The sequence below is a fragment of the Hymenobacter sp. HDW8 genome (assembly GCF_011305775.1).
In the GTDB taxonomy this organism is placed as follows: domain Bacteria; phylum Bacteroidota; class Bacteroidia; order Cytophagales; family Hymenobacteraceae; genus Hymenobacter; species Hymenobacter radiodurans.
Map to the genome: position 1 here is coordinate 4,658,504 of NZ_CP049907.1, position 17,731 is coordinate 4,676,234.

Sequence of the window (17,731 nt, forward strand, 5' to 3'; positions counted from 1 at the left end):
TAGCATACGCAAGGCCGCAATCCAATCTAATGCAATGCGTTGGATAAAAATGCCCCCCAACTCGTTCTGGGGGCATTCTTGTATAGTAAAGCCAATCCATTGCGGAAGTTGAGGTAGGTTTTGCGGGGATTGGATTTGTGCAGCGTGCCACCGCCCACATGGTACACCGTGCTGCTGCCCTCATACCACACTTCGTAGCCCGCATTCCAGAAACGCCAGCATAGGTCGATTTCCTCCATGTGAGCAAAGAATGCCGTTTCCAGTCCTCCCAGCTCATGCCAAGCGCTGGCCCGCACTGCCATACAAGCGCCGCTAGCCCAAGCTACTGGGCGCGAGTCGTTGTATTGGCCATGGTCGGTTTCGAGGGTTTCGAACAAACGACCCCGGCAGAAAGGGTAGCCTAAACGGTCAAGATAACCCCCGCCGGCCCCTGCGTATTCAAACTGGGTGGGCTCGGCGTAGGCCAGCAGCTTAGGCTGACAGGCGGCCACCATTGGCTTCCGATCCAGCAGCGCCACTAAGGGTTGTAGCCAGCCCGGAGTTACGGCTACATCAGAGTTGAGCAAAACATAGTAAGTCGCATCTACCTGAGCTAATGCCTGATTATAACCCGCGCAGAATCCCAGATTTTCGGAGTGCTGAATAACCTCAACTTCCGGAAAAAAGCCACCCAGTAGCTTCACCGAGCCATCGGTGGAGGCATTATCGACTACCACCACGCGGGCGCCATCGGAGTGGGCCAACACGGAGGGCAGAAACGTTCGCAGCAACTCGCAGCCGTTCCAGTTAAGAATAACGACGGCTACGTGCGGGAGCAAGGAAGTAGGTGACGAGTAAGGATCAGAGGCCAAAATTGCCAAGGTCGAGGCCCGGAAGATTGGGCATCAAACCGGCCGTTTTGTTCTTAAGTTCTTCTTTGGCTTTCTCACTTACTTCATCAAGGGCCTTATTAACTGCTGCCACTACTAGGTCAGCAAGCATCTCTCGGTCTTGGGGAGTGAGCAGCGACTCATCTATTTCCAGCTTCACCACATTGCGCTTCCCGTTGGCCGTGGCCTTTACCAGACCCCCGCCCGACTCGGCGGTGGCTGTCAGGAACTGTACTTCGTCTTGGGCCTGCTTCATCTTATCCTGAAGCTCCTTCACTTTACCCATCATGCCCATCATATCAAACATAAGCCAAAATAGTGCCCTGTGGGCGTTTAAATGAGGTTTCGGAATACTTAATAGTATCTGCTTATGTAATACAGCAGATGCCGCACATAGTTGAGATGCTGCCAGGATAGAAGCAGCAACCGTGGCTGTGTGCGTACGACAACTGAAATACAAAGGTACTTCGTTTGTCCACTTCAACGCCTGCCTGAGTAATTAGTAGAGTCAGGCCTTAGCTACGGTACTGTGAGTCAGACGCGCGGGTTAGCGTACAATGGTAATGGCGCCGTGCTGTATAAAAGGCTTGCCTTCATCGGTGAGAGCCTCAAAACGCCATGCGTAAGCCCCTGGCACTGGTGCGCGCCCATTAATGCGCCCATCCCAGGTTTGGGTGCGGTTAGTGCCGCGAAACACCTCCTGGCCGTTGCGGTCGATGACGGTGAAAACAAACGTGCTCAAAAAGCGCCCTTTCACTTCTAATACATCATTCAAGCCGTCGCCGTTTGGTGAGAAAGCTGTTGGCATTGCCAAGCGGGGCTGACGCGTAACATTTACCAGATTCGAATAGCTAGCCGTGGCCAGACCGCCACCTGTAGCTTCAATACGGTAGCGCACAGTGCTTTGATTTGTAGGAGGTTGAGTGTCTACGTAGCTCAGGCCGCTTACTGGAATAATGTCAATGGTAGAGCCATTAAGGGCAAGGCGTACCAGCTGATACTGTACAGGGATAGTAGCATCGGGGGCTCCCAGTGGCGACCAAGTGAAGCGCGCTCCTTCAGGCTGAGGATCAACAGAAAGTACCACCGGAGAGGCAGGGTTGCTGTCGCCCGATATACTGCCGCAGGCATCGCGGCGGCGCGCTACATAAGTTGGTGGACTTGTGATGCTTAGATTTTCGGGCGTATCGCTAATGGTGGGAGCATTTACCACGCCCAATTCAACGGGGTTGGGAGAGGTGCGCAGAAATGTAAGCTCATTAGGCAAGGGTTGACCAACTGCGTTCGTAGCATACAATTCTACCTTGTTACTGAGCGTAAAGCCTGCTACCAGACGCGGTGGTTCCGGAGCGGTTCCGGCCGCCGTTGTTACTGACGACTTGTTAGACGCCGAGGCAGCGCGGTCGACCAAAGCCGTCACCTGATACGAATAGGTAGTGCCGCAGCTCGCCGTATTATCGAAGTATTCAAAGGGGCGATTACCGGGTATAGTAGCTATAATCTGCTGATCTCGACGTATCTGGAAAGTGCTAATAACCGGATCAAAAGTTGTCCAGGTAAGTTTGTTTATACCGTTAGCAGATGTAGAAACCAAGCTGATTGTTCCCAAATCAACAGTGCAGACTTGATTGGAAGCAGGCAAGCCTGCACTTGAAGTAGCGTCGCAAGCGGAAGAAGGACGAATACGGTAGCAGGCGGGCAGGGGGGCATTTAGCAGCGTATACTCCAGGTCCCCGTTGCCGGTAATTAGGCGGGCAATGGTACGGTAGCCACCAGGGGCGCCCATCTCAGCTATCTGAATCTCATATTGAAAGCCTGCCTGAATATCACTGAATTTAAATACGATGTCTTTGTCGCGAACCTCAAGTTGTTGAAGAACAGGGCGGCGTGGCGCAGTAGCCGGCGTAAAATTTTGGGTGCTACTGTTGTTGCACAGGCTGTTGCCGGCATAATTGCCTGTCACAGTTACGGCCGTGACACCAGCAGGAACGGAAAACGTGCGTGGCTGGCTTCTATCCACGTTACTGAAAACGTTATTCCCAATCTTTACCGTGTAAAGATTAGCAGCGTATACCTGGTCCGTAATTGTAATCTGAACCACGTCGGGGGAGCACGAGGTAAGCGTGAAGGTGGGTGCTGGTGAAGCCTTTACCTCAAGGCGTTTAGAGAAAATGATACCCGACGCTCCAACTATCTGGGGGGTATTTTGGGTGATAACTACAAAGCCGCGCGTTGCGTCGGCGGCATTAGGAGTGTATGAGGCATTGGTGGAGAAGTCGGAGCCGGTGCAGGTGATAGCAGCCCCGGTGGCGTAGCGCACCACACTTGGGTCGAGTTGCCGACCGCTGTTATCCACGAGTCTTATTTCACGGCCTGCGCATAAAGTTGATATTTCTGTGCCCGTGGATGCATCCACAACTTTAAAATCGGCCCCTGAATTGGGCGTGTTCTCACAGGTTTGGGCCGGAGCCAGCGTAGCCAACAACAGCGCTGGAAGTAGAACAAAAAGACGATAGAAGTTTTTCACGAAGCTTATAACGTAGCCAGGGGGTGTTTGCGTTTTCGGATGACTGAAAGTAGGGAGATTTGCCTGGATTAAAGCCCTTGCACAATCCTGCACTAGTAAGTCAAGTTGCTGTATTGTTGAGGATTGGATAGACTCCCCTTAAGTAAAGAATATTTTTCCAATCCAGGTTCTATAAGATCAGTGTAGAAAAATAAGAGTTCCTTACTTATGGCCACTCGTAAGTGCGAACGAAGGCAGCGGCGGCCTGCAAATCGGGGTACAACACACGGTCGCGACTCACAAAAGCTACTTTTTGCCTAAAATCTTCAACTATCTGTTCCAGCGCGGCCGAAGTTCGGGCCGGGCGTCGAAAGGCGAGTGCCTGAGCCGCAGTAAGAAGTTCGATACCCAATAGCTGCTCTACATTTTCGACCACCCGGCGGGCTTTGGTAGCGGCGTTGGCACCCATGCTGACGTGGTCTTCCTGGCCATTGCTGCTTACAATGCTATCGACGGAGGCGGGCGTACAAAGCTGTTTGTTCTGGCTCACGATGCCGGCAGCGGTGTATTGCGGAATCATCAGCCCCGAGTTCAGGCCGGGTTCAGCAACCAGAAAAGGCGGTAAGCTGCGCTGCCCACTGAGCAACTGGTACGTACGGCGCTCCGAAATGCCCCCCAGTTCTGCTACAGCAATTGCCAGGAAATCCAGAGCCAAGGCCAACGGCTGACCATGAAAATTGCCCCCCGAAAGGATTGTGTCGTCATCAGCAAATACGTTCGGGTTGTCCGTTACTGCATTGCATTCTGTTTCCATCACCTGCGCTACATAAGCAAAGGCGTCGCGGGAGGCACCGTGTACCTGCGGCTGACAGCGGAAGGAATACGGATCCTGAACGGCGGCTTTGGGTTGGTCTTGTAGTTCGCTGTCAGACAGAAAATTGCGTATGCGTGCGGCAGCGGCTACTTGCCCGGCATGGGGTCGGATCTGGTGCAAGCGGGCGTCAAACGGCTGAATTTGCCCCCAAAAGCTTCCAGCGACAGTGCTCCAATCGCATCGGCGGCGTTGGCTAAGCGCTGGGCGCGTAACGTACAATGCACGCCGTATGCCAGCATAAACTGGGTGCCATTGAGAAGCGCCAGTCCTTCTTTGGCTTCCAGCTCAATGGCAGGCCAACTAAATAAGCTTAGGGCGTCGGTGGAGGCGAGGCGGTAGCCCTGATAATTTACTTCTCCTAGGCCCAGCAATGGCAAACACAAGTGCGCCAGGGGTGCCAAATCGCCGCTGGCACCTAGTGAGCCCTGTTGGTACACCACCGGATACATCTCTCGATTATAAAAGTCGAGCAGGCGCTGCACAGTCGCTACTTGCACGCCACTGTGGCCGTAGCTCAGGCTCTGCGCTTTAAGTAGAAGCATAAGCCGAACTACCTCTTCGGGCACTTCCTCGCCGGTACCGCAGGCGTGCGACATCAGCAGATTTAGTTGCAGCTGGCGGCGTTGCTGGGGGGCAATTCCAGTGTTGCAGAGCGCCCCGAAGCCGGTGTTGATGCCATATATGGGCGCATCTGACTGCTCCAGCCGGTTGCGCAGATACGTATAGCAAGTGGCAACGCGCTGCCGGGCTTCGTCGCTCAACACGACCGTGGGTCGTTCGCGAAGCAGATGGCTTAAAGTAGAAAGCGTAAGGTGGGTGGTCGGGTCGAGGGAGTACATCGGGGTGGGAGAATGCCGATTGTGAAGTGAGCGTCTGCAGTAATTCAGGCCGCTGCTGAAAGCTGGTAATTATCCTTTATTTATTGAGCCAGAGTGCTCAATACGTCATGCAAAGCAAGGAGCTGCTCCTGACCGGTACTCATGTTTTTGAGCTTGAAAAGGCTTTTCGCGCGCTCCTCAGAGCCTTGCAGCAGCACGTAAGGAATGCCCTTTTGGTCGGCGTACTTGAACTGCTTTACCAGTTTATCTGGGGTGTGATATAGCTCACTGGGAATGCCAGCCTCCCGCAACTGCCGAAGCACGGGCAGAGCTGCACGACCAGCTTCTTCGTCAAAATTCACGACTAGGCAACGCGTAGTCGTGGCCGCATTCGGCGGAAACAGGTTCAACTCTTCCAGGCAGTCATAAAGCCGATCTACCCCGAAGCTGAAGCCAACGCCCGACACGCCCGGCAGCCCGAACGCGCCCGTGAGGTTATCGTAGCGCCCACCACCGGAAACGCTACCAATTTTGACGTTGTTGATCTTGATTTCAAAGATGCAGCCCGTGTAGTAGGAGAGGCCACGAGCTAGCGTGGGGTCAAACTCTACTTTGTCGAATTGCGTGAAGCCGAAGCTGGTGAGATACTCCTGTACCTCGCGCAAGTCCTTTAGGCCTTTGTATGTAGGGCTGTGTAAGCCTTCACTTTCCGACGGTAAGCCCGCTTTTTGAAAAGCACTATTCAACTTCTCCAGCTTCTCTCCATACTTACCAGAGGTAGCCAAAAGCTCAAATAGCTGTTCCGAGGCCTGGGCCGAAAAGCCGCGCTCTGCCAGTTCTTTTTCCACGCCGTCGCGGCCTATTTTGTCCAGTTTATCGATAGCTACAAATAGATCCGACTCCTTGCCTTCGCTGCCCAGTGCCTGATAAATATTGCGCAGCACGCCCCGGTGGTTGATTTTGATCGTGAAGTCGGTGAGGCCAATACCGTTCAGTACCTCACACATCATGAGCACAATCTCCGCCTCACAGAGCAGCGAATCAGTGCCCACTACGTCGGCATCGCATTGGTAGAACTCGCGGTAGCGGCCACGCTGGGGGCGGTCGGCGCGCCATACAGGCTGAATCTGGTAGCGTTTGAAGGGAAAAGTGAGTGTGCCGCGGTTCATTACTACGTAGCGGGCAAATGGCACCGTAAGGTCGTAGCGCAACCCTTTTTCGGCAATTTTAGGCAGTACTTTGCGCGTGCCTTCGGCAATATCATCCGGCGCGACATCTTTGAGGAAGTCGCCGGAGTTCAGGACTTTAAACAGCAGTTGGTCGCCTTCGTCGCCGTATTTGCCGGTGAGCACGGAGAGATTTTCGAGCGTGGGCGTTTCGAGCGGGGCATACCCAAACAGCTCAAACGTGCGGCGGATGACGCCAAAAATGTAGTTGCGGCGCGCCACTACGGCGGGACCAAAGTCGCGGGTGCCTTTCGGAATGCTGGGTTTTTGGATACTCATCGAATGCAGATCAATAGGGCCGCGAAGGTAACAACGATTGGCCGCACGCCTCATCAACGACGTAGCCTGAACTGCAAATACAGCTAAGGCCGGAAACTGGATAGTAGATGAAACGCGACTAATTATTCATAAAAAAAGCCCCCATACATCTATGGGGGGCTTTTTTGTAGTGTAGAAATCTATTCGTTTGCGCCAAGATCAGCATCGAGCAAGGAGGATACCATCAGTGGCTGAGAAGCCGCATCTAAGTGCAGAAAGTGATGCTGCACCTCTTCCGGGACATGGCAAAGCACGAGTCGTCGCTCCTGGCAGCGCAAGTGGTAAGCGTAAGCTAATAGCAACTCTATAGCCTCGGCTGGCATGTGTTGCAGCAAGCTACAATCTACCCATACAGCCCGTTTGCTGCTTCGGCTGGCCCGAAATAGCGCCCGACTCAGCTTCTCCTCATCAGGAGTGTGCGAATCAGGAGCTAAGATCAGCAGGTAGCTTTCCGGTAATATTTCGCGATGTACATCAAGCATATGAATGGCAGACAGGGCAGCTGTCAGCGAAAGCCTAGCCAGTAGAAAGTAAGATGGATGCGGGTGCTTGCGGGTTAGGCCAGCGTAGGTTCAGTTGCAGTAGATAATAGAGTAGTCTGCGGCTAATACGTATTAGTTGTACAAAAGCTGTCGTTTTGCACTTTTTTAATTGAAATAAATTCAAATCCTTGTGCTTGCTAGCTGTATACTGTGAAATCGGTTATTGAATGAATTGATAAACAGGATTTTAATTTCAACAAAAAAGCCGTGCCGGATCATCCGGCACGGCTTTCTATCTGCTACAGCTCTAGTCTATACCACCTTCCGTAGGGTCTTCGGGGCCCTGCTGGGGTTGGTCACCGCGACGACGGCGCTCTGGCTGTTGAGCACCACCGAAGCGGTAGGTGAATCCTAGAAATGCCACGCGCGTTTCCCGCTTATTGCGGCTCACCGATTCAAAGCCAGGCCCAAATGAGTCGAAGTTGAAGCGAAGCGTATTAAACACATCGGACACGCGGAGCGTAATGCTGCCTTTGTCCTTCAACACGTTTTGCTTAGCGGCAAATTCGGTGAAGAAGAACTCACCGCGCCGGCCTTGAGCCGTAACGGCCGCTGAACGATAGTTAGCCGAGAATTGAATATCCAGCTTCTTGGTAACCGTAAAATTGTTGTTCAGCCGGCCGGTGTACGTGAAGTTGCGGTTGTCAATGTCAGTACCGGGAGCTGAACCTTCGATGATGTTTCGAAAGCCGGAGAGGTTGGCGTTGACTTTCCAGAAAGATGTGATGCTACCTGAGCCCACCAGTTCCAGACCATAAGCCGTGCCTCGCGCCAGGTTGAGCAGCGTTGTGTTGGTGCTAGGAGCCTGCAACTGCTCGTTAAAACCTAGCTGACGAAAGCGCTGCACCGAGTTGTTGGTCTGGCGATAGAAAGCGGTGGTGGTGAAGGAACTGGACTGCCCAAAAAACTTCTGGAAACCAAGCTCAAGAGAATTGATGTACTCCGGCCGCAAACCCGGATTGCCACTGCGGGTATCCAACGGCTCGGAACGGTCGATGAATGGATTGAGCTGGTTGACTCCCGGCCGGTTCAAACGGCGCGAGTAGCTCACCTGCACGCGCTGATCCTTGGTCAGATCGTAGGCCAGCACGGCGCTCGGAAACAGGTTCAGGTAATTGCGGGTGAAGGTCGTGTCTTGGGTGGTAGCAAACTGTCGCCCTTCGGTATTTGTCTGCTCTAAGCGCAGGCCGGCTTGGTAGCTCCACTTGCCCGTTGCGTTGGCATAAGTCGCATAGCCCGCCTGAATGTATTCCTCGTAGCGGAAGCGGTTGGAAAGCAGGTCATTGAGCGCGAGTGCGTCAAAAAACTGATAGTCGGCATCGAACTGACGCAGCACGCTTTTAAAGCCGCCTTCAAGCCGACCTTTCTCCCCGAACGGATGCACGTAGTCGATTTGAGCCGAGGCCTGATCGATGGCGTTATCGAAGCGCTGACGTTGTTGCACAAACGGTGCATCGTCGTAGGAAATCCGGTTGGAAATAATCTCGTTTTCGCTCCGAATCGGCGTATACACAACGTTGGCAGTCAGTTCGCGGCGAGCTTGTTTGTCCCAGGTGCGCCGGTAATCGATAGCATAGTCGGTGGAACGGTTAGAGCCATTCTCGTTCGCGTTCAAATTGAAACTGCTGCCGACCGGCAATTGCTCATTGCCCGGTGCCGACTGGCGCGTGGCTTGGTTTTCAGCCTCTTGCCCTCTATTAAAACGCGGCTGCACACTCAGCGTCAGGGTTTGATAGTCGGTAATAGCATAATCAACGCCGAAACGGCCCGCGTGGGAGGTGCGGTAGTCTAAGCTTATCTCATTTTGATCGAGTAAGCGGGTGCGCTGCTGATTGTTGTTATCCAGAAAAGTGGAAGTTTGGAACGAGGAGCCGAAGCCCGTGCGACGGTCGCGGCGGAAATCGTAGCTGCCAAACATGTTAAACTTTCCCTTGCGCGCATTGAGGCTCAAGGACGTATTATACTTGTCTTTGGTGCCCGCATTCACCGTTGCGAGGCCATTCACGCCGTCTTTGCGCTCTTTTTTAAGGATGATGTTAATGACGCCGGCCGTACCCTCCGCGTCGTAGCGAGAGGAAGGATTGGTGACTACTTCGATGCTCTGAATACTGCTGGCCGGAATTTGGTCGAGTACGGCCGAGCGGCCTCCGCCAGCGGCCCCAGTGGGTTTGCCATCCACGAAAATGGTGACGTTGCCCGAGCCGCGTAAGCTTACCGAGCCAGATTGGTCAACTGTTACCGACGGTACATTTTGGAGCACGTCCACCGCCGAACCACCAGTGGTTGTGAGGTCTTTCGATACGTCAATTACCTTTTTGTCGAGGTTGTCGGTCAGAATAGCCCGTTCTCCCTGCACGACTACCTCTTTGAGGCGAGTAGTGGTTGAACCCAACCGGACTGGTCCAAGCGCCACTGTTGGGCTGCCTGCGCTTAGCGTAACAGAGCGCCGCACGGGGCGGTAGCCGAGAATAGTGGCCCGCAAGGTATAGGCCCCGAAGGCCACATTCTCGATGGCGAAAGTGCCTGTTTCAGTGGTTTGGGCACCCGAAATAAAGGTGGAATCCTGGGCGCGTAGCAGCACCACGTTAGCGAAGGGAACCGGCTGCCCGTTGCTTTGCTCCACCAAGGAACCGGTTACGGTACCCGTCTGCGCCTGCGCTTGCCAAGCAGTGGTGAGAGCAAGAAATAGTGCGAAAAAGAAGAGTAATCGAGCTTGAGCGCTCCTTTTGGGAAAATTCAAATACATGAGAATCAATAACAACCAAACAAAATAAATCAGCCAGAAGCCCTAAGCTACTTAACGTAAAACCCGCTGCGCCGGCCGAAGCGGAGCAGCGGGAATCGAGCAAAGAACCGCTTTAGGTCTAATAGGTTGCAGCCTCAACAGTTAATCTGCTGGGAGTTGTCTGGGGGGCTTTTTAGCAGCGCGCCGAGCCTGATACAATACGGAGGCTGCAAAAGGAGCCTTCAAAGCGGCACGCAGGCCGCTGGTACGTAGGCCTCGGTTCGTCCAGTCATTGCAGGTGCGAAGAAGGTAATACTTACCTTTAGCTCTGACAAAAAAATCGTCGGGAGTATAGCCAGCCGCATTCAGTAGCATCGGCCGGCCCGCCGAATCGGGCTGCCACGACTGCTGCACGAAGGCCGATAGCTGGCGGTACTGGGCTTCGGAAATAAGCAGCTTAACCACCCGCTCGCCGGCCTGGGGGGCTTTTTTGTAAAAATCGACGTGTAAGAGCGTAGGGGAGGGGAATGCGGCGCGTAGCGTAGTGCCGAGCCCCGGAAATTGCCCCCCATACGAACCCAGATAAAAACCCTCATTGCCCCAGCCAAAGCCTACGTACTCATACAGGCCAAACTTGCTGACTACCACCGAATCGTGCAGCTTATGTAGCCAGTTGGTGGCCGTGCGCGGCTCACGTACGGGCAGCACGAGGTCGGAGTGCACGCCGTTTGAGACCACAAAAATCTGGATGCCATCGGGTGTCTGCCGAAAGTCGCTGTTTACTGGCACCAGCGTACCCGTCATGAGCAGTAACATAAAGGCGACGAAAGCAGCCATGAGCCAGCGTAGGAACATATTGGCCCAAGTAGCGGCTTTTTTGCCTAGCGCCAATTCTTCAATCGAAACTTCTGCTGAAAATGGCTGCTGGGGGGCTTTTTATGCCGCCGCCCGGCTTACTGCTCTGGCCGGAGAGCAACAAGTCGGGCGGATTGAAGAACACTGAAAGACAGTGGTCGGCTAGCGCACGGTTAAGGTGCTGGCAGTCAGCGTACGGCTAACCGAAGCTACACGAGCCTGACGAATGATGGCGTCTTTTTTAGCCGGCCGCACAGCCAGCCCACGCATCAGGGGCTGCATCTCCACCGAGCCAAGTGCAACTCTGCCCTGCAACATGCTGAGCGATACCACGGGCTTCAACGACTTGTAACCCAGTACTGTAGTGCGCACCGTGTAGTCACCCAGCGGTACATTATTGAACTTAAAAGTACCCTCAGCATCGGTTGCAACGCTGCGAACGAAGGAGTGATCATCGGCGCGTAGTAGCACTACGTTGGCGAAAGGAATAGGCTCCTGGGTTTCACCATCGAGAAGCTGACCGGTAAGACGGCCGTTCTCTGGACCAGAGGCGACTAATTGAAGGCTACCTAAAACGAAGATAAGTGCAGCAAGGAAGCGGTTGATGACAGAGGATTTCATGGCGATTTGAAAGTTTAGAAAGGAGAGAAAAAGGAGCCACCTGGGCACAGGGGAACAGCCGCGGTTCTGTTCGGGAGTGAGGCAGGTAACTAGAAAAAAGACGATTGGCGAGCCCAGATGGTCGGACGCGGGGGCGCGAAACCTAGTGGGGCGGGAGGCTCCAACCCGTCAGGCTGGAAGCAGCTCCGGTGGGTGGCTTACTCGGGGTGCTGGTTGAAAGAAGCACTACCACGAACCGGAAGAGAACACTGTAAAGGTAATTAACAGTACTATGTAAAGCAAGGTACTTGTTAAAATTTTTTTTAGGGTTGAGAAAGAGCGGGCTGGGAGAAAAAAGGGAGGCTGAAGGAGGGTGCGTAGGAGTTCGAGATCATCTTCGAATTGCTTTCAGGGGAATAGATGCAGAAGCTATTAGGAGGGCTGCCTGGCACCTGAAATATTTTTTAAAATGTGTTGAATACTGCGTTTGACTGGTTGAAACGCTGTTTTTTGGGATGAAATTTTTGACGAACTACATCTTCTATTCCAGATCATCGGGCGTACACTTGTTAAATCGTCGCAAAAGTTTGCTCATGAATTCAAGTAACAAGACTTTATACAAGTGACACCCGATGATCCGAAAGAGATGCAGAAGCTTAGCCTCCGAAACCACCACCACTCTGTGGTGCGGCTTCAATTTTTTTGGGGGGCTTATTGGAGCCGAAGTACCAGGAGAAGCCTACATAGCCAACCTGCGTTTCCCACTTGTTATTGTAAGAGGCCTCGAAATTATCTGAGTAGGCCGTAATGCGCTGGCGCTGAGTATTGAATACATCGCTGAGGCGCAGCGTGAGGGCGGCCCGATCTTGAAATAGGCGGTGGCGCAAAGCAATATCCACGGAGCCAACCGGAGCAAGGCGGCCCTGAGGCGTTAGCACTGCCGCCCGATAGTTGCCGGTGAGCTGTACATCGAGCTTGGGCGTGGGCATAAAGGTGTTGAGCAAACGTAGCGTGCCCGTAACGTTGCGTCGGCTGGCCTCGGTGCCCGTAGCGGCCGTGATGCTATTGCGAAACAATGACCCATTGGCAGTCAGCTTCCACCATTTAGCTAAGGGCTGATTAATTGACATTTCAGCGCCTAGGCTGGTGCTTTGCCCAAAGTTCTGGAAGTACTCAGCCGTGATAACGCCCGGTGTGTTGAGCAGGCGCGTGGCTGTGGTATCTATGCGGCGGAAGCGCTGAATGGCATTATTGGTTTGGCGGTAGAAGAGGGTGGACGTAACGGTAGCATCGCCCATCGTTATCTGGTGCCCCAATTCGAAGGAGTTAATGTATTCGGGGCGCAAGCTGGGGTCGCCGATGCGGTAGTTGCGCTGGTCCATATAGATCGGCAATGGCAGCTGCTGCATGAAGCCCGGACGGTTGAGGCGGCGGGAGTAGCTGGCTTGCAGGCGCTGATCGTGCGAACTTATTGTGCGAGCTACGGTAGCGGAGGGAAATACATTCAAATAATCGAGCTCAAAGCTGCCCCGTCCGCCGCGCACTTGGCCTTGCGTATTGGTGTATTCAGCCCGCAAACCGCCCTGGTAGCTCCAGTTGCCGACCGCGTGCTGCCCGGTGATGTAGGCTGCCTGCACATAATCCTTGACGTCGTAGGCAAAAGAGCGGTCGGCGTCTCGGGAATAAGTAGGCTGGTCGGAGGCCGTCTGCAACAGAAAGTCGTCCGTGCCTTCGTTCGTTTCCCACTCCGTTTTCAAACCGGCATCCAGCCGGCTTTTCTCGCCCAATGGATGGGTATAATCAACCTGGCCATTGAGTGCGTGAATATGGACCCGAAAATCCTGCTTCCAACCTAGCTGGGCCACTTCATCATTCGTAAACTGCTGGCCTACTACCACATCGGCCCACAGGCGGGTGTAGCCCATACTAGCCGTCAGCTCCCGGCCCTTCTGCTCGGCCCAGGTGCGCTTGTAGTCCGCCGATACATCGGCTGTCTTTACGTCCTCCGTCACCACTGAGCGCGTTTGCTGAAGAATAGGATCTTGGTCGCCCGTCCTGAGCAAAGCTGTTTGGTTCATCACATTCGGGTCGGCCCGGTTGAAGTTGGGCTGTACCGTCAGAGAGATGCTTTGCTCAGGCGAAATCGTGTAATCGAGACCTACGCGCCCACCGTGGTTGCGGCTGTGGCGCAAGCCCGTCGCCTGCTGATCAGTGGTGCGCAGTACGCCCTCCACAGTAGCCAACTGGTTCATCGTAGTGCGGCTGCGGTAGTGGTCGTCGCGGCCATCGTAGGAGCCAAATACGTTGAGTTTGCCGGTCCGGCGGTTGAAGCTCAAGGAGGTATTGTACTTATCGCGGGTACCCACGTTAGCCACCGCCGAGCCGTTCCAGCCGTCTTTTTTCTGCTTTTTGAGAATGATGTTGATGACCCCACCAGCACCAGCCGCGTCGTAGCGGGCCGAAGGGTTGGTCACTACTTCCACCCGATCGATGCTGCTGGCCGGAATTTGCTCCAAGCGAGTGCCCGTGCCCCCGGAGGCTGCGCCAGAATTTTTGCCATCAATGAGCACCGTAATATTGCTGGTGCCGCGCATGCTCACGGTTCCATTCTGGTCTACAGACACGGAAGGCACGTTTTGCAGCACATTAACGGCCGTACCGCCTACGCTGCTCAAGTCTTTATCTACGTTGATTACTTTCTTATCCAGATTGTCAACCACGGCTGCTCGCTCACCTTGTACCGTCACTCCGGCCAGTTGGGTGGCGGTGGGGGGCAATTTGAGGGAGCCCAGCTTTACTTCAGGCGCTGCCTCTGTAATAGAAACCAGCCGTCGGCCCGCCTGATAACCTATTACAGTAGCGCGGAGCATGTATTTGCCCTGCGCTACGGGTGCAACGACGAATGCGCCATCCTCACCCGTTTGGGCTCCAGCTACGAAGCTGGAATCCTGAGCACGGAGCAGCACGACATTCGCAAAGGGTAGTGCTTGCCCGTTACTGGCGTCGAGTAAAACGCCTGCCACAGCTCCCTGGGGGGCTTTTTGCTGGGCCTGCAGGCCAAATGGGAAGAGCATAAGAAGGAGCCCCAGGCACCGCAGCGCCCAGCGAAGAGTAGAAGAGGAGTTCATAAGAGAAGGAGAGGAGTGGAAAAATTTGGGCAATAGGAGACTGTTCCAGACGGCCGCGGTTCCGCTGTTTGCCCTAGTGCAGGCATTCACTCAAAAAAAAGGGGCAGGTACTGGTAGTGTGCCCTGAGGTGAGGAGTTACCTCACGTCGCTAGCAATAGTAAGTGCCCTTCAGCAGTTACCGCATACACGGGGAGTTCCCGCTGATGTGTCCCTGGCTCTGTCGTTCAGGAAGCCCCGATTGAGCTTATTGGAGCGGCAGGTAGTAGCTCTAATTGATGGAACAAATATATCAGAAGGTACTATGTGAAGCAAGGTACCTTGATAAATATTTTTGATAGTAGATAAGATTAAGTTTACTAGTTCGCTATAGGAGGTATTGGTAATCAGCAAAAAAAGCCCCCGAGTATATCCCGGGGGGCTTTTTGCAGGAGTAAAATGTAGACTGAAGTTACTTGCCAGTCGTTACCTCTTCGCCGTTTCGGAAGGTCTTTTTCTGCTTAACAGCCTTGCCATCAGGCCCGAAGTATGTCCAGACGCCGGTTTCCTTGTTGTTGCGGAAGGCGCCTGCTACCTCAGGGGTACCATCTTCGCGTAATTGGCGGTAAGCACCGGATTTGAGCCCCTTTACGTAGGTCGTTTCGGATTTCAATTTGCCTGAGGCGTAAAATTCCTGACCCAAGCCGGTAGGGCGGCCATTCTCATACACGAGCTTGGTTTGTACCGCCCCGGTGGGGTAGTAGGTCAGCTTGTCTCCGGCCAGCCTGCCATTCACATACGTCTCCTGGGTTTGCACCTGCTTGCCGTCGGGGTAAAAAGTGCGCCACGTGCCAGCAGGTACGTTATTTCTAAACTGCTGCTCCTGCTTCACCCCGCCCGACTCATAATAGGCAGTCACCTTACGGTCGCGGGCCTGGTTGCTATAGTCAGTCTGCTTTTCCAGCTTCCCAGACTCATAAAAGTCCTGGTTCTGACCAGTCAGGATACCGGTGCGGTAGTTCAGCTTGCTCTTTACAGCACCACTTTCATAATAAGCTTTTGCCGGGCCATCAAGGTTAGCGGTGCCGGCCCCGGGAGCAGCTCCCTTGGTCAGGTCGTCGCCGAGAGGGTTGGTCACACGGCGGGTTTGCAGCGTTGCCGCTACATAATTGCCTTCGGTGCGTAGTTTACCCGAGCGGTAGTAGCTTTTCTGCGTGCCTTTACCAGCCTTATCAATCACTACTTCGCTCTCTAGCTGGCCATTATCGTAGTAGGTTTTGTAAGGGCCAGCCAGCAAGCCATTGTTATAGGTCGACTCGCTTTGAACCTGACCATTTGGGTGGTAAGTTTTCATCGGGCCATTGGCCTGGCCATTCTTATACGTGGTTTCCACCTTGGGCTTGCCCGATGGATATAGCTCTCGCACGGCACCCACGGGTTGGCCATTTACCAAAGAGGTTTCCAGCTTAATGGCGCCGCTGGGATGGTACGTTTTGAGCGTGCCATCGGGCTGGTCGTTGGCGTATGTGCCTTCCTGGGCTAGTTTGCCAGAGGCGTAGTAGGTTTTGAAAGGCCCTTGGCGCAAACCCTGCTTGAAGGTGACCTCCAACCGCCGCTGTCCGTTCTCAAAGAACTCGACGTAGGCACTATCGCGCTTGCCGCCAGCATAGTTTGTCTGCGCTTCCACCTTGCCAGAGCGGTAAAACCGCTTGTAGGGCCCTTCCATAATAGTGTCGGCTGGGCTCACTAAGGCAGAATACACCTCGCGTACTACCTTATTGGTCGAGTCGCGGTAGCTCACCAAACGACGCAGTTTCTGGGCCTGAGCCGTGGAGGAGAGTAGCAGTAATAGAAAAATAACTCGTTTCATAGACGCAAGAACGCAGGAAAATGTGTCAAAGTGCATTGCCGCTTTATTAGCCGGTTTTTTGACCTAATTACGTCAATACAAGAAGACTCAATAAAGCAAAAAAGCCCCCCAACAATCATTGGGGGGCTTTTTTGCTTGAAATAAGCTAGCTCTACAGTTTTTCCAACACAATGCTGCTAGCGCCACCGCCGCCGTTGCAGATGCCGGTCACGCCGATTTTTCCGCCTTCATTTTGCATCACGTTCAGCAGCGTCGTCACAATGCGCGCACCAGAAGCACCCAGCGGGTGGCCCAGCGATACGGCACCACCGTACACGTTCACCTTCGTACCTTCCAAGTTGAGCAGCTTGTTATTAGCCAACGATACGACCGAGAATGCCTCGTTAATTTCGTAGAAATCCACCTCGCTGGCATTTACGCCCGCGTGCTTCAAGGCCTTCGGAATAGCCAAGGAAGGAGAAGTCGTGAACCACTCTGGTGCCTGCTCAGCATCAGCGAAGCCCCGAATGAGAGCCAACGGCTTAATGCCCAATGCATCGGCCTTTTCGCGGCTCATAAGGAGCACCGCAGCGGCGCCATCGTTCAGGGTAGAAGCGTTGGCAGCCGTTACGGTGCCGTCTTTTGTAAATGCAGGCTTCAAACCAGCTACTTTGGCGAAATCGACCTTCAGATATTCCTCATCATCTTCGATAACGGTAGTTTTGCCACGATTCTCGATGGTAATAGGAATGATTTCGTCCTTCTTCTTACCGGCTTTGGCTGCGTTTGCGCTACGGGTGTAGCTTTCAATGGCAAACGCATCCTGCTGCTCGCGGGTAAAGCCCATTTCTTTCGCTGTATGCTCCGCCGCGTTGCCCATGGCGTAGTCGTTGTAGGGATCCCATAGCCCGTCCTTCATAAGGCCGTCGATCATCTGCGAATGGCCGTACTTAGCGCCAAAACGAGCTTTGTCGAGATAATACGGCACATTAGACATGCTTTCCATACCGCCGGCCAAAATCACGTCGGCTTGTCCCAGCATGATGGCCTGCGCCGCAAACATGATGGCCTTGGTGCCAGAAGCACATACTTTATTGACGGTGGTGCATTCTACGGTATCAGGCAAGCCAGCTTTTTTGGCGGCCTGGCGAGCAGGTGCTTGGCCTAGGTTTGCCGAAATCACGTTGCCCATAATTACTTGCTGTACTTCCTTGGGATCAACACCAGCTTTCTCTAAAGCACCTTTCAGGGCAATACCGCCCAAATCGGTGGCTGAAAGCGAGGCGAGGCTACCGCCAAAACTGCCAATTGGCGTACGCACGGCGGCAACAATAACTACTTCTTTGACTTGCATAAAAATGGGTGGAAGTGGGAGTGGATCAGAAAAACGAAGCCGAGACTTCGGTCCGCAAAAGTACGAAGAACCCGAGTAGCGTCCGCTTTC

General features: G+C 53.7%; 11 protein-coding genes and 1 pseudogene. All 12 read right to left on the reverse strand.

Annotated elements, in window-relative coordinates:
• Window positions 1-26: 26 nt before the first annotated feature.
• Window positions 27-851 carry a glycosyltransferase family 2 protein gene (locus tag G7064_RS19830; protein ID WP_317172790.1) on the reverse strand — a complete coding sequence of 275 codons (825 nt, stop codon included), beginning with the start codon at window positions 849-851 and terminating at the stop codon, window positions 27-29.
• Entirely contained in the window at window positions 841-1,176 is a 336-nt protein-coding gene (locus tag G7064_RS19835) for a YbaB/EbfC family nucleoid-associated protein (RefSeq protein WP_133273242.1), read from the reverse strand. Before G7064_RS19835 ends, G7064_RS19830 begins: the two co-directional genes overlap by 11 nt.
• 240 nt (window positions 1,177-1,416) lie before the next feature.
• Window positions 1,417-3,396 (reverse strand): gliding motility-associated C-terminal domain-containing protein, encoded by a 1,980-nt coding sequence (locus tag G7064_RS19840; protein ID WP_166074964.1) that lies wholly within the window; start codon window positions 3,394-3,396, stop codon window positions 1,417-1,419.
• 205 nt (window positions 3,397-3,601) lie between these two features.
• Window positions 3,602-5,088, reverse strand: a pseudogene (gene hutH / locus G7064_RS23355) (histidine ammonia-lyase).
• Between the two features lie 80 nt (window positions 5,089-5,168).
• Window positions 5,169-6,572, reverse strand: coding sequence for a histidine--tRNA ligase (hisS, locus tag G7064_RS19850; RefSeq protein ID WP_166074965.1), 1,404 nt, complete (start codon window positions 6,570-6,572; stop codon window positions 5,169-5,171).
• Window positions 6,573-6,751: 179 nt separating this feature from the next.
• On the reverse strand, window positions 6,752-7,093 hold the full coding sequence (locus tag G7064_RS19855; protein ID WP_133273238.1) for a hypothetical protein: 342 nt from the start codon (window positions 7,091-7,093) through the stop codon (window positions 6,752-6,754).
• 307 nt (window positions 7,094-7,400) lie between these two features.
• Window positions 7,401-9,893, reverse strand: coding sequence for a TonB-dependent receptor domain-containing protein (locus tag G7064_RS19860; RefSeq protein WP_166074967.1), 2,493 nt, complete (start codon window positions 9,891-9,893; stop codon window positions 7,401-7,403).
• Window positions 9,894-10,040: 147 nt separating this feature from the next.
• Window positions 10,041-10,733 (reverse strand): DUF2459 domain-containing protein, encoded by a 693-nt coding sequence (locus G7064_RS19865; protein ID WP_166074968.1) that lies wholly within the window; start codon window positions 10,731-10,733, stop codon window positions 10,041-10,043.
• A gap of 162 nt (window positions 10,734-10,895) precedes the next feature.
• Window positions 10,896-11,354, reverse strand: coding sequence for a carboxypeptidase regulatory-like domain-containing protein (locus G7064_RS19870; RefSeq protein ID WP_133273235.1), 459 nt, complete (start codon window positions 11,352-11,354; stop codon window positions 10,896-10,898).
• Window positions 11,355-11,989: 635 nt separating this feature from the next.
• Window positions 11,990-14,407 (reverse strand): TonB-dependent receptor domain-containing protein, encoded by a 2,418-nt coding sequence (locus G7064_RS19875; protein ID WP_166074969.1) that lies wholly within the window; start codon window positions 14,405-14,407, stop codon window positions 11,990-11,992.
• 503 nt (window positions 14,408-14,910) lie between these two features.
• Window positions 14,911-16,308, reverse strand: coding sequence for a toxin-antitoxin system YwqK family antitoxin (locus G7064_RS19880; RefSeq protein WP_166074970.1), 1,398 nt, complete (start codon window positions 16,306-16,308; stop codon window positions 14,911-14,913).
• Between the two features lie 151 nt (window positions 16,309-16,459).
• Window positions 16,460-17,641: an acetyl-CoA C-acyltransferase gene (locus G7064_RS19885; RefSeq protein ID WP_166074971.1), complete on the reverse strand. Its 1,182-nt coding sequence runs from the start codon at window positions 17,639-17,641 to the stop codon at window positions 16,460-16,462.
• Window positions 17,642-17,731: the final 90 nt, after the last annotated feature.

Bases quoted from the DNA above. Each gene is read 5' to 3' on its own strand.
- G7064_RS19865 (WP_166074968.1), bottom strand. From the start codon at position 10,733: ATGTTCCTACGCTGGCTCATGGCTGCTTTCGTCGCCTTTATGTTACTG.
- G7064_RS19885 (WP_166074971.1), bottom strand. From the start codon at position 17,641: ATGCAAGTCAAAGAAGTAGTTATTGTTGCCGCCGTGCGTACGCCAATT.
- G7064_RS19870 (WP_133273235.1), bottom strand. From the start codon at position 11,354: ATGAAATCCTCTGTCATCAACCGCTTCCTTGCTGCACTTATCTTCGTT.
- G7064_RS19835 (WP_133273242.1), bottom strand. From the start codon at position 1,176: ATGTTTGATATGATGGGCATGATGGGTAAAGTGAAGGAGCTTCAGGAT.
- G7064_RS19880 (WP_166074970.1), bottom strand. From the start codon at position 16,308: ATGAAACGAGTTATTTTTCTATTACTGCTACTCTCCTCCACGGCTCAG.
- G7064_RS19855 (WP_133273238.1), bottom strand. From the start codon at position 7,093: ATGCTTGATGTACATCGCGAAATATTACCGGAAAGCTACCTGCTGATC.
- hisS (WP_166074965.1), bottom strand. From the start codon at position 6,572: ATGAGTATCCAAAAACCCAGCATTCCGAAAGGCACCCGCGACTTTGGT.
- G7064_RS19875 (WP_166074969.1), bottom strand. From the start codon at position 14,407: ATGCTCTTCCCATTTGGCCTGCAGGCCCAGCAAAAAGCCCCCCAGGGA.